Source organism: Solibacillus sp. FSL K6-4121, assembly GCF_038002585.1.
GTDB classification, from domain to species: Bacteria; Bacillota; Bacilli; order Bacillales_A; family Planococcaceae; genus Solibacillus; species Solibacillus faecavium.
Genome location: NZ_JBBOCS010000002.1, coordinates 1,335,650 through 1,349,187 on the forward strand (window position 1 = coordinate 1,335,650; position 13,538 = coordinate 1,349,187).

Sequence of the window (13,538 nt, forward strand, 5' to 3'; positions counted from 1 at the left end):
TTTTAGGAATTTACATTACTCGTTTGAACATTTTCTCGACTTCATATGATGTAAAATGAATTAAAACAGGGCGTCCGTGTGGACATGTAAATGGATTATCTGCATTTCGTAAATCCTTAATCAGTCTTTCCATTTGCTCTTTATTTAAAAAATGATTTGCTTTAATGGACTTTTTGCAGCTCATCATAATCGCTGCATCTTCACGTAATTTTTTGATATCTGTTTTTCTAGCTTTTAAAACCTGTTCGATCAATTCTTCAATAACTTCCTGTTCTTCCCCTTTTGGAAACCAGGTCGGATATTCTCTTACAACAAATGAAGAAAGTCCAAATTCTTCTAAATAAACGCCCACTTCCTCAAGCGCTTCTTTAGATTCTTTTAAACGCAATGCCTCATCTGCAGCATAATGGAAAGTTAAAGGCATCAGTAATGTTTGACGTTCATTTGCATTTACTTCTCCCACTTTATCACGGTAATATTCATACTTAATTCTTTCTTGTGCAGCATGCTGGTCGATTAAATAAAAGCCGTCTTCCATTTGTGCCACTATATACGTCCCGTGAATTTGACCGACAATTTCAACATCCGGAAAATGACGTTTTATTTCAGGTTGAACAATTGGCCGTTCTTCCTCGGAAGGTACTGATTTCATAAATGGTTCTGCAGGTAACTCCATCTGGGACATCACTTCATGGGCATCTTCGTATTGTATGGAATCCTGATTTTCTACTGAAAGCGGAGCATACGGTTCTTTTACTACGGATGTATCACCTGATAATCTTTCCACAATAGAAGTTAGCTTATCCTCATCAAATACTGGCTCCGATGCTTTTACAGGATTCCAAATATTCATCTGCTCTTGTGCGGGACGAATTGGCTTTTCCTTTTTTTCTGCCAGTGGAATGCGTATTTCTTCCCGAATAGCCAAGCGGATTGTATCTTCAATTAGCTTTAATAGCTCTGGTTCTTTACTTAAGCGAACTTGATGCTTTGCAGGATGGACATTGACATCGGTTAACTGCGGGTCTCCCTCAACATAGAGAAGGACAATCGGGAATCGCTCAATCGGTAAATACGTATGGTACGCATTAATAATCGCCTTTTGAATAACAAAGTGCTTGACCCATCGCCCATTGACGAATAATGACATATAGTTTTTTGATGCACGGGTAACTTCAGGCAGGCTGGCAAAGCCGTGAATTTTATAGTCATTATTACTCGCTTCAAACGGCAGCATTTTTTTTGCATGATGTGCACCGTATATTGCAGCTAATACTTGCTGTACTTGACCCCGTCCATTTGTTTGAAGCAATGTTTGATCATTATGCACCAATTTTATCGCGATCTTTGGGTAGCCGAGCGCTATTCGGTTAATAAAGTCAATTGTATGACCGAGTTCCGTTTGAATGGTCTTTAAATATTTTAGTCGAGCCGGTGTATTGAAAAAGAGCTGGGCTACAGTAATATCTGTCCCACGACGAAGTGCAGCAGGTTTATGCTCTTTTAAATGTCCTCCTTCTAAATATAAATGCATACCACCCTCACCATCGGATGTCCGTAATGTTAATTTAGAGACAGAGGCTATTGATGCTAATGCTTCACCGCGAAAGCCGAGTGTTCTGATTCTAAATAAATCTTGCTCTTTTTCGATTTTTGATGTGGCATGCCGAGAAAAAGATTTAAGTGCATCTTCTTCATCCATTCCACTACCATTATCTATTACCTGAATGGAGCTAAGACCAGCTTCTTCAAGAAAAACTTCAATCGATGTACTACCGGCATCAATTGCATTTTCAACTAATTCTTTGACGACGGACGAGGGACGTTCCACTACTTCACCGGCGGCAATTTTATTGGATAGCCACTCATCCATTATTTGAATTTTCCCCAAAGCTGTTCCCTCCTTATTTATTTCCTAAAAGCTTTTGTTGGAGTTCGTATAGTAATGTCATTGCCTGCATTGGTGTCGTTCCCATAACATTTAATTTTGTTAACGTATCAAGCACTTCTTGCTGCTCTGGTGCTATAGCAGGCTCCTCAGAAATTGAAAATAACGAAAGCTGCAATTCTTCGTCTGATTGTTTTTGAGGGGGCTGTTCCACAACGGCTGGAGTCTGTTTAAGATCACTTTTAGATGATTTTTCCGCAGTATGTGTCGCTTCAAACTGCTCAAGTAAAATACGGGCACGCTGTAAAATAGCTTCAGGCATTTCTGCAAGTTCTGCTACATGTACACCGTAGCTTTTATCAGCCGCCCCTTTTTTTACTTTGTGCAAAAATACGACCCGTCCATCTTGTTCTGTTGCACTCACATGAACATTTTGCAATCGAACTAGTTCGTTCTCTAAATCAGTCAACTCATGGTAGTGGGTTGAAAATAAAGTATTTGCCCCTATTTCTTCATGAATATATTCCATCATTGCCTGGGCCAAACTCATACCATCATACGTTGAAGTTCCGCGTCCAATTTCATCAAACAGCAATAAACTGTTCTTCGTCGCATGTGTAATAGCATGCTGTGACTCGAGCATTTCAACCATGAATGTCGATTGTCCTGCGACTAAATCATCCGCTGCCCCTATACGTGTGAAAATTTGATCGGTAATTGGCAATATCGCTTCATCTGCAGGTACGTAACATCCAATTTGCGCTAATACTACAATTAAGGCAACTTGACGCATATACGTACTTTTCCCCGACATATTCGGTCCGGTAATAAGCATCATATTTTTATCATCTGTCAATATGCAGTCATTTGGTACATAGCTTTGTTTATTAAGCATCTTTTCTACGACAGGGTGTCGTCCTTCAATAATTCGCAGTCCGCGCCCTTCATGGAATTCAGGCTTTGTAAAACGATACTTGTCTGTCACCGCTGCAAAGCTCATCAAAACATCAAGCTCACTAATTTCTGCGGCTAATGCCTGAACACGTGGAATAAATACCTTCAAACGGTCACGTAATGCAACAAACAAATTATATTCAAGTGCTAAACTTTGTTCTTCTGCATTTAAAATGAGTGCTTCTTTTTCTTTCAGCTCTTCCGTAATAAAGCGCTCTGCATTTGCTAAGGTCTGTTTTCGTTCAAATCGGCTTAAATCCGTATTATTTAAATGAGACTTTGTGATTTCGATATAATAGCCAAAAACACGATTATAGCCTATTTTTAAATTTTTAATGCCTGTTATTTCACGTTCTTTCTGTTCAAGCTGCGCTATCCAATCTTTACCGTTGCGTGATGCATCGCGATATTCGTCCAACTGCTTATTATATCCATCACGAATCACATCACCTTCCTTAATCGAAATCGGAGGATGATCCGTAATTGCCTCTGCCAATAGTTGCTCAACATCATCACAAACATCCAGCTTTTGCCCTAGAATGCTACATTTTTCAAGACCACTATTAATTAATTTTTCCTGAATTTTTGGTACTTGGCGTAAAGATTCCCGCAGTTGGGCTAAGTCACGCCCTCCAACAGAACCAAATGCAACACGTCCCGCTAATCGCTCCAAATCATACACATTTTTTAATAATCCCGTTAATTCATCGCGTAAAAAGAAATCCTCTAACAACTCGGTCACAATTGATTGTCGCGATTCGATTGCCTTTTTATTAGCCAATGGTTGGTGTAGCCATTGCTTTAATTTCCGTCCACCCATTGCTGTAACTGTTTCATCCAACAGCCATAATAACGTGCCTTTTGAATCTCCGCTACGGATTGACTGTATAAGCTCTAAATTACGTTTGGAATTAGTATCAATTCGCAAAAAGTTGTTTGCCTCCGTATAATTAAACGGCTGGATATGGGATAAAGAGCGCATTTGTGTTCGTTCCACATATTGCAATAGCCGTTTAGCCACTCCTTGCAGATTGGCCGGCAAATGATTTACATATTGCGCAGCACGTACTGCTTCCATTTCCTCCATCTCCAATGATAAAACAATACCCCCTGCCTCGGCATATTCCGCCAACAGTAACTGTAGCTGCTCTGTAACAATCACTTCTTTAATTGCATAAGATTGTACTTGCTGAATTAATTGTTTCGCACTGCCTTCAATTATGGAACAATTAGATTCACCTGTAGAAACATCTAAATAGGCAAACGCAATTTCGGTCTCCCCTATACTTTCTGCCGCTGCAATAAAATGATTTGACTTGCCATCAAGCGCTTTTCCTTCTGTAATTGTTCCTGGCGTAATAACTTGGACAACTTCACGTTTTACAACACCTTTTGCATGTTTTGGATCCTCTGTTTGTTCACAAATAGCAACTTTATAGCCTTTTGCTACGAGTGTTTCAATATAGCCCTGTGCAGAGTGATGCGGAACCCCACACATTGGGATCGGATTATCCGTATTGCCTGCACGTGCTGTTAATGTAATTTCCAATAATTGTGATGCATTTATAGCATCATCAAAAAATAATTCATAAAAATCCCCTAAACGATAAAATAAAAAAGCATCCTTATAATCCTGCTTTACGAGCATGTATTGTTGCATCATCGGTGTATATGTAGTCATGTATATTTCCCTCACTTGCTAAAACTTGTACAAGTATTATACCATTAGCCTCGTAATTTTCCTTGTATACGCAATGAAAAAAGGATTGTTTGAAAGAAATCTTCAAACAATCCCAAACTGCCCAGCTTATAATGCTGATAATGTTCGCTCTTTAATAAGTGAGTTTTTTAATTAAATCGTTTATGAGAATGACGAGGATTCATAGTCTCCACTAGACGAACTAGATGAACTAGACGAGCTGGAAGATGACGAACTTGATGGCTGCTGTGAGCTTTCCTCGTAAGACCAATCTTCCTCATAGTCAAGTGGGTGCACATTAATGACTACAGTTGTTTCACCGATAATTTCCACTAAAAATTCGCGTTCAATTGTTACTTGGAATTTATCCCCCTGCTTCGTAATTACAGCCTCTATACAATTTGGTTGCTGTAATACACGAGTTTTCACATCATTTGAATCGACTTCTTCTCCATCACGGAATGACAGTTTAATACGATCCTTATAAGTGATTGTTTCTGTATGAACTGCCGTTTTTGAATGGTTGCTATAAGCATACCATACATTCACATCGAACTTCCCTGTCACATCAACAAATTTACCATTACGCTTTGCTTGATAATGATGATTGATTACCCAGCAACCTAAAATGCTTGTTGGCGCATTCGGTGGACTGAGCGTTTCAACACATTCGGTACGCTTTTTCCCTTTCGCTATAACTGCTTTTGTCACAATTTGGCGTAAACGCTTCACCGAACATCTCTCCTTTCTTCAACTACTCGATTTATTGTATGCGGCAGGTGCCTAAAGGGTGAAATGAGTTTTTACAAAAGAAAAACAGCCTGAGACAAAACGAAAAACATCTATTTTTTCCAAAGAAAAAATAGATGTTTTTCTGCTTCTATCAGAATTGATTTCCGTTACGGGGACGCTTTCCGGGGGCACGGCCTGAGCCTGTAGTCTCAGGCGTCGTGCTGTTCCCCCAGGAGTCGCCCCTTCACTCCAATCAATTCATATAAGATCAATTTCTTAATAAGAGTATTTCCCTTTTACAAAGAAATTTCTACTTATGTCCCAGCCCCATCTTTCACTAGTGTACGGTCATTTGGTCTGCCAATAAGTTATTGATTTGCTCAATAGGCATTGGTTTATAATAATAATATCCTTGACCAATATTGCACCCTAACTTTTTTAATTCGTTATGTTGGTCTTCAGTTTCAATGCCTTCAGCTACTGAAATCATATTCAAGTTGCCTGAAAGTTGGATAATCGTTTTAATTACTGCATTCATCCGTGGATTGGATAAATTATCGACGAAACTTTTGTCGATTTTAATTTCTTCAAAAGGCAACTCTTGCAAATAACTGAGTGATGAATACCCTACCCCAAAGTCATCAATTGAAGTTGCGACTCCGTAATGCTGCAATTCATTGATGATTTTTTTTGCACGTAAAACGTTGTCCAACTCGACACTTTCGGTAATTTCAAATTTTATATATTTAGGATCAATACTATATTTTTTTATGAGCGCTACTGAACTTTCCACAAACGATGCATTATAAAAATGACTCGGCGAAATATTGATCGATACTTGATACAATTTAAGCCCAGCATCAAGACGGGTTTTTTGCCACTGCAATACTTTCTGGAAAATTACCAGATCTACTTTATAAATATTGCCTGTATTTTCTACGACAGGAATAAACAAAGCAGGTGAAACGAATCCAAGCTCTGCTGACTCCCAACGCGCCAGAGCTTCAAAACTTTCAATTTCGCCAGTTCTTAAGTTAACCTTAGGCTGGAGCACCGGGAAAAATTCACTGTTCTTTATCCCTCTTGAAAAATGGGATAGTACATTCATTTCCTGCTCTACTGACTCGATTAAACTTTGGTCAAATTTCTTAATTGCTGTGCCATTTACTTTCAGAGCACTCGATAAAGCTGTGTCCGCCCGGTGAACTGCTTCTGTTAACGTTACTTTAGGGCTATAGATAGAAGTTCCGACTTTTAATGTAACGTACACTTCTTTTCTGTCAATATAATAAGGATCCGATAATATTAAATCGACTTCCTTCTGTGGAATACTCATTTCCCGAAGTGATAATCGTGTTGCCACAATAATAGTAGAATGTGTATAACGTGCAATTATAGAGTCCTCAAATGTCGATAAACTTTGAATTCGGTTTGCCAACTGACTTAAAACTTCATCTCCACCACGTCGACCATATAAATCGATTATCGTTTGATATTCACCCGGCTTCACAATATATATATGACCTGCATTTCCTTCAGCAATCATTTCATTTAAGATGATTTTAAATCTTTCAAAATTGTTTAACCCTGATGCAACGTCCTGATAGGCAAGTCGACGAATCGCTTTTTTTTGGTCAAAGTATTTCATTGCTAGCGTTGCAATTGGTGCAATGCGATTTAGGAATTTCAAATCGATATCTTTAGGCTCTATATATTGTTTAAAATACATCGTAAATATTCCGATGATTTTGCCTTCCATATTTAAAATAGGTTCGCCCCACAATGATACTATCTGGTATTTCCCCATTAAATCGCGATATGATTCATAATATACAGACTGTACTATGTCTCCTAGAATAATCGTTTTATGTAATCGCCCCATGTCTCCAGTTCTCATTCCCATTAACAAGGCATTTTCATCAAGCTTATTTAAATCTTTGAACAGTTCTCCATAAATCTTCAGCGAGCGTTCATTGTCGTCTCTTAGAACAATGGAGCAATAACATTCTTTCCAAAAGGTTGTTGCAACCGTATCGCAAATATTCCCCATCACACTTTCAAACGTTTCGCCATTTTCCAAACTAAAATAAACATCACGCTCTAGTTTAATCAATGACTCTATATTCATTGAATCCGTCACATCTCTTAAAGTAAGCACGCAATATTGCAGTTCTCCTTGAGGATTACGCATCGCTAAGTGACTTACATCACTCCAAAATGAAGAGCCATCTTTCCTATAAAGAAAGGAAGAAGTTTTAAATGTAACACCTTTTTCAATGCTCTCCTGAATATCCTTTTCATTTAACAGATCCGTATGCTGACCATGGAGCAAAGAAAGCGTGGAACCAATCATGTCAGGTTCACTATATCCTGTCATATACATAAACATATGATTTACATATTCAATAGTAAAACCTTTTTTTGGATTAATAATCACGACCGCTGAATCAAGTTGACAAGCCATCTGACATAACCAAAAAAATAATTCATCATCACTTAAAATTCGTTTATCAAATTCATTCATAGACAATGTCCTTCCTATTAGTTACCACTTACTGAACAGTATATCAAAATATGTTAGGAATATCGACGGATTTTCTTCCCAATTTATGTTTATAATTCAGCACTACTAAATTGAATATAAAAAAAGAGGCTGTATTAAAAGCTAATTTCACTTTTAACACAGCCCCCTCATATTTAATTTAAGAACAAGAGCCTGGAGTACTGTTACGTACTTTTGAACCAGTCTCACCTTTTAATAAATCTCCGCCCGTTGTAGCAATAACTTCGTCTGTAACATTGTTCGCAATCGCATTCGACACGAGTTGCAATAAACCGTTTACCTCAGTTTGAGATTGTTTAAATTGTTGAACAACTGGTAAATCGTCAATTTCTTGTTCAATACCTGTTATTTTGCCTTCAATCATTTTTAATGCTTTTTCTTTCCCTAAATGCTGGAAGTTTACTGCCTGCTTCTGTAAAGTTTTTAAAGATGCAATTTTTTCACGAACAAATTGATTTTCATTAATTTGCTCTTCTGCTTTTTTGAAAAACTCAACTTCTTCTGTATTGGCAATCATATGGGCAATTTCTTTTGCTTTTTCAATAATTTCATCTTTAGTATACAATTTTGTTGTCATTTTACAAATTCCACCTCTTCGATTACTTCTTCTACAAACTCACCTAACAATGAATATGATTTTGCTTCTAAAATCTTCACTTGTACAAGCTTACCTATATACTTTGGATCTGCTTTGAAGTTTACAAGACGGTTTTTTCGTGTATAACCAGCTAAAACATCATCTCGTCTTTTACTGCTGCCTTCAACTAAAACTTCTACTGTTTGACCTTCCAAATCTTTTAATGCTTTTGCAGAATACTCTCCAACAACTGCATTAAGACGTTGTAAACGGTCTTTCTTTTCTTCGTCCGTTACATTATCTGTCATTTTCGCTGCAGGTGTGCCTTCACGTGGTGAATAAATATACGTGAATGCCATATCAAAACCTACCTGACGATACAAATCAAGCGTTTCCTGGAACTGTTCTTCCGTTTCGTTTGGATATCCAACGATAATATCAGTCGTTAATGTTACACCTGGAATCGCGGCTTTAATTTTATCTACTAATTGTAAAAAGTGCTCACGAGTGTATTTACGTGCCATGATTTTCAAAATTTCATTCGAACCTGATTGGACAGGCAAATGGATATGATCCACCAAGTTACCACCTTTGGCCAGTACTTCAATCAAGTGATCGTCAAAGTCTCGTGGATGACTTGTCGTAAAGCGAATACGTGGTATATCAATTTTGCGAAGTTCATCCATTAAATCACCTAAACGATAGTCGATGTCGTCAAAGTCTTTCCCGTAGGCATTTACATTTTGACCTAGAAGCATAATTTCTTTATATCCTTGCGCTGCCAGATCCCGCACTTCCTGAATAATCTCATCAGGTCTACGTGAACGTTCTTTACCTCGCGTATACGGAACTATACAATATGTACAGAATTTGTCGCAACCGTACATAATATTTACCCATGCTTTGATTGAGCCTAGGCGCTTCTTCGGAAGGTTTTCAATTACATCACCTTCTTTTGACCAAACTTCTACAACCATTTCTTTTGACATGTATGCATCGTGTAATATATTTGGCAGACGGTGAATATTGTGTGTTCCAAATACCATATCGACATGCTGGTATTGTTTTAAGATTTTGTTGACGACAGATTCTTCTTGCGACATGCATCCACAAACACCAATTAACATTTCTGGATTTTTACGCTTATATTTTAACAGGAAGCCAAGCTCACCGAATACTTTATTTTCTGCATTTTCACGAATAGCGCAAGTATTTAGCAATACAACATCAGCCTCTTCGATTAATTCAGTCGGTGTATAGCCAAGCTGCATGAAAATACCGGCCATTACTTCAGTATCATGCTCATTCATTTGACAGCCGTAAGTGCGGATATAAAACTTACGGTCTTGTCCCATACCAATATACTTTTCATCAATATCAAAATCTTTATGATATTTCACTTCTTCTTTACCGCGTTTTTTTGCATCTTTAAGTGAAGGAGCAGTAAATACTTTTTCAAAATATTTACTATAGTCTTTTTCTTCCTTAGGTTGCTTAATCTGCTGACTAGCTAGTCGTTGTTCCTCATTCATCGACCCAGAGCCCCTCTCATTTAATACATTTACTCATTTCATCATTATAGCGAATTGTTACTAGTTCCGACAAGTTAGTCCATGAATTGTTTATAACTATTTACATCATTCGTCCGCAAAATTGTAAGAAATGTGACACTTAATTTTATTACTTGTGTCCATTCCATTTCATAATTTGCTTCAAATTGGTGTTTTGGCAAACGTAAAACATCTTGAAACACTGTTTTTGCATCAAGCTCATGCTGTGCTAAATATGCCAGGAAAGCCAAAAACAGCTTATGATCCTCTAATTGTAATTCTTTATTTTCTATTAGAGCATCCACTCTGCCTGCAGGTGAATTGGCACGCTCGAACAGTTTCGTCAGTTCGCTCTCAAGTTTTTCGTTTTTATATTGTAGAAAGTTTAAAATGTCCGTCATAGCATATAGCCCCATTTTAAAAATTGGATTTCATTTCCTTCTTACTGTAGCAGATTAGTAAATATTTCTCACCCAAAAAGCAAAAGGCAGAAAGATTGCTCCATCTGCCTTTTTAAAAACATTATTTACTATCATCCATTTTCAGTACCGCCATAAATGCTTCCTGTGGAACCTCTACTGAACCTACTTGTTTCATACGTTTTTTACCTGCTTTTTGCTTTTCAAGTAGTTTACGTTTACGTGAGATGTCACCACCGTAACATTTTGCAAGTACGTTTTTACCCATTGACTTAATTGTAGAACGGGCAATAATTTTTTGACCGATTGCTGCTTGCACGGGTACTTCAAACTGTTGACGAGGAATTAGTTCTTTTAATTTCTCTACAATCACTTTTCCACGCTCGTATGCGAAGTCTTTGTGCACGATGAAACTTAGTGCATCGACTTGTTCACCATTTAATAAAATATCCATCTTGTTTAATTTCGATGGTTTGTATCCAATTAACTCATAATCGAATGATGCATAGCCTTTTGTATTGGATTTTAAGAAATCGAAGAAGTCGTAAACTATTTCAGCTAATGGCATTTCATAAACGATTTTAACTCGACTATCATCAATGTAATCCATACCCGAGAAGTTTCCGCGTTTTTTCTGGCAAAGCTCCATAACTGCCCCTACGTAATCGTTAGGTACCATTATTGTTGCTTTAACATATGGCTCTTCAATTTCGTCAATCTTTTGTGGATCCGGCATCATTGAAGGGTTATCGACTTTCAATACTGTACCATCAGTTTTTGTTACTTCATAAATAACAGAAGGAGCTGTCGTAATTAAATCAATATTAAATTCACGTTCAATACGCTCCTGGATAATTTCCATATGAAGAAGACCTAAGAATCCGCAACGGAAACCGAAGCCCAATGCTTGAGAAGTTTCTGCTTCATATTGAAGTGCTGAGTCGTTTAATTCCAATTTTTCCAACGCTTCGCGTAAATCATTATATCTCGCTGTATCAATAGGATAAAGACCACAATATACCATCGGGTTTAACTTACGATACCCTGGTAGCGGCTCTGTCGCTGCACGACTGCCGGCATAAGTTACCGTATCACCAACGCGTGTGTCCTGTACATTTTTAATTGATGCAGTTAAATAGCCTACATCGCCAACAGTTAATTCAGCTTGAGGTATTGCTTTAGGTGTATGAATGCCCACCTCGATAACTTCAAACTCGGCACCAGTTGCCATCATTTTAATTGTATCGCCTGCTTTTACTGTTCCATTTACGATACGAATGCTGATAATAACCCCTTTATAAGCATCATAAACTGAGTCAAAAATTAATGCTTGTAATGGTGCATCAGGATCTCCCTGTGGTGCTGGTACTTTTTCAACAATTTGCTCTAAAATATCTTGGATCCCAATACCAGCTTTTGCAGATGCAAGTACTGCTTCAGATGCATCAAGACCAATAACATCCTCCACTTCCTGGCGAACACGCTCAGGATCTGCAGCTGGTAAATCGATTTTATTGATTACCGGTAAGATTTCCAGATCATTATCCAATGCTAAATATACGTTTGCCAATGTTTGTGCTTCAATTCCCTGTGCTGCATCCACAACTAAAATGGCACCTTCACAAGCCGCTAACGATCGCGATACTTCATATGTGAAATCGACGTGACCAGGTGTATCGATTAAATGGAATGTATAGATCTCTCCATTTTTAGCATTATATTTTAACTGTACGGCATTTAATTTAATCGTAATTCCGCGCTCGCGCTCCAAATCCATTGAGTCTAATAGCTGTGATTTCATTTCACGCTGTGTAACTGTTTGTGTTGATTCTAAAAGACGGTCTGCTAAAGTTGATTTCCCGTGGTCGATATGTGCAATAATCGAGAAATTTCGGATATTTTCTTGACGTTTTAAACGTTGTTCTCGGTTCATGTATAATTCCTCTCCTAATTAGAAAAAACACCTGAGCCCATTATGGGTTGGTGTCACTACGTATGTAGATTATCATCCATTTACTTTTCTACTAAAATACAGCCTCTATATCCATCAAATTTGAAAGTAATGGAACAATAGAGGCTTTCTTAATTTAAATTATACTATGAATCGTAGTAAAACGACAACAGCGAACCTTCAACTGCCATAGGAAAAACGCATTTCGCTCAGACTCCTGCGAAATGCGCTTTTACATATTTGAGTAAGGAGTAGTGTTTAAGTTCCTTTTAAGAATGCACTACTCACTTTCATTTTATAAAATTCCCTCTAAAATAATTACACCGCCGCTTCAACAAATGCGAGTCGGATGGCCTGCGCTAATACAGCCATTGTTCGGTGAAGTTCTTCTTCCGTATTGTCAATACCGCCAAGTTCAATCAGCAACATATTCGGTGCAAGATCCTGGTTATAAACGCCATTCACATGATCCCCTTGTTGTTTTAATATGCCGCGTGAAATACCAGGTAACATGTTATTTAACTGTTTATCCAGCATAGTTGCATACGCTAAATTTGCTTCATATGCAGGGTGTTCCGCCCCCACGACAAATGCCACTTTTGCATAGCTTTCCTCATTCACTGTATGTGTAGTAGCCTTTTTCGGAACTGCATCACGATGAAAATCAATTACCAGTCCGTATTCACGCTCTTCCAAATATTGTTTTAATATAGGGCGAGCAACTTTGTAGGCTTGAGGTAATCTTGCATCCACTAACTTCATTTCGTTCATTACATCAACATCAACAACATGTGGTGTGATTTCGTTTAATTCGAAATAATACTGCATCATTTGCTGTAATGAGAAAATATTCATTTCCTCATCATATACTGCCTGCATCCCTTTAGTTTGTTTAACAATCGGCTTATACGACTCGTGAGAATGTGTAAACATCAGTAATACATTAAATGGATCTGGATTATACGGCGGTTCTTCGACTACTATTGGTAGCGGTTCTGCTGCAGCATAGACGACGTGTGTATTTTCAGGTTTTTTTGTGGACATTTCATTATTTGGAAAAGGGAATTGCCCAATAATGATAGGCAGTGAAAATAAAAATAAGAACAATAATGAGAAGCGTTTTAGTTTCCGCAAACACATCACCCTTTCTCCAATACAATATGGGGAAAGAGCAAAACTTAGAACGTATAACTAGTTTTTAGTGT

General features: G+C 37.8%; 9 protein-coding genes. All 9 read right to left on the minus strand.

Annotation, left to right across the window (positions count from 1 at the left end):
- Positions 1-10: 10 nt before the first annotated feature.
- The 9 genes from mutL to spoIIP all read right to left on the minus strand — a co-directional run bounded on the left by mutL (position 11) and on the right by spoIIP (position 13,473).
- Positions 11-1,891 carry a DNA mismatch repair endonuclease MutL gene (gene mutL, locus MHH95_RS16410; protein ID WP_339213095.1) on the minus strand — a complete coding sequence of 627 codons (1,881 nt, stop codon included), beginning with the start codon at positions 1,889-1,891 and terminating at the stop codon, positions 11-13.
- Between the two features lie 13 nt (positions 1,892-1,904).
- Positions 1,905-4,523, minus strand: a complete 2,619-nt coding sequence (mutS, locus tag MHH95_RS16415) for a DNA mismatch repair protein MutS (protein ID WP_339213097.1) — start codon at positions 4,521-4,523, stop codon at positions 1,905-1,907.
- Positions 4,524-4,703: 180 nt separating this feature from the next.
- Positions 4,704-5,273: an outer spore coat protein CotE gene (cotE, locus tag MHH95_RS16420; RefSeq protein WP_191700288.1), complete on the minus strand. Its 570-nt coding sequence runs from the start codon at positions 5,271-5,273 to the stop codon at positions 4,704-4,706.
- Positions 5,274-5,610: 337 nt separating this feature from the next.
- Positions 5,611-7,797, minus strand: a complete 2,187-nt coding sequence (locus MHH95_RS16425) for an EAL domain-containing protein (RefSeq protein WP_340728500.1) — start codon at positions 7,795-7,797, stop codon at positions 5,611-5,613.
- A gap of 178 nt (positions 7,798-7,975) precedes the next feature.
- Complete coding sequence (locus MHH95_RS16430) at positions 7,976-8,413, minus strand: RicAFT regulatory complex protein RicA family protein (RefSeq protein WP_191700290.1); 438 nt, start codon at positions 8,411-8,413, stop codon at positions 7,976-7,978.
- Positions 8,410-9,945, minus strand: a complete 1,536-nt coding sequence (gene miaB / locus MHH95_RS16435) for a tRNA (N6-isopentenyl adenosine(37)-C2)-methylthiotransferase MiaB (RefSeq protein ID WP_340728501.1) — start codon at positions 9,943-9,945, stop codon at positions 8,410-8,412. Before miaB ends, MHH95_RS16430 begins: the two co-directional genes overlap by 4 nt.
- Positions 9,946-10,019: 74 nt before the next feature.
- Positions 10,020-10,364 (minus strand): hypothetical protein, encoded by a 345-nt coding sequence (locus MHH95_RS16440; protein WP_340728502.1) that lies wholly within the window; start codon positions 10,362-10,364, stop codon positions 10,020-10,022.
- 121 nt (positions 10,365-10,485) lie between these two features.
- A complete protein-coding gene (gene lepA, locus MHH95_RS16445; protein WP_340728503.1) occupies positions 10,486-12,315 on the minus strand; it encodes a translation elongation factor 4 in 1,830 nt (609 codons plus the stop codon).
- A 336-nt stretch (positions 12,316-12,651) separates the two neighbouring features.
- Positions 12,652-13,473 carry a stage II sporulation protein P gene (spoIIP, locus tag MHH95_RS16450; protein WP_340728504.1) on the minus strand — a complete coding sequence of 274 codons (822 nt, stop codon included), beginning with the start codon at positions 13,471-13,473 and terminating at the stop codon, positions 12,652-12,654.
- Between the last annotated feature and the right edge of the window lie 65 nt (positions 13,474-13,538).

Bases quoted from the DNA above. Each gene is read 5' to 3' on its own strand.
- MHH95_RS16425 (WP_340728500.1), bottom strand. From the start codon at position 7,797: ATGAATGAATTTGATAAACGAATTTTAAGTGATGATGAATTATTTTTT.
- spoIIP (WP_340728504.1), bottom strand. From the start codon at position 13,473: ATGTGTTTGCGGAAACTAAAACGCTTCTCATTATTGTTCTTATTTTTA.
- MHH95_RS16430 (WP_191700290.1), bottom strand. From the start codon at position 8,413: ATGACAACAAAATTGTATACTAAAGATGAAATTATTGAAAAAGCAAAA.
- mutS (WP_339213097.1), bottom strand. From the start codon at position 4,523: ATGACTACATATACACCGATGATGCAACAATACATGCTCGTAAAGCAG.
- lepA (WP_340728503.1), bottom strand. From the start codon at position 12,315: ATGAACCGAGAACAACGTTTAAAACGTCAAGAAAATATCCGAAATTTC.
- MHH95_RS16440 (WP_340728502.1), bottom strand. From the start codon at position 10,364: ATGACGGACATTTTAAACTTTCTACAATATAAAAACGAAAAACTTGAG.
- miaB (WP_340728501.1), bottom strand. From the start codon at position 9,945: ATGAATGAGGAACAACGACTAGCTAGTCAGCAGATTAAGCAACCTAAG.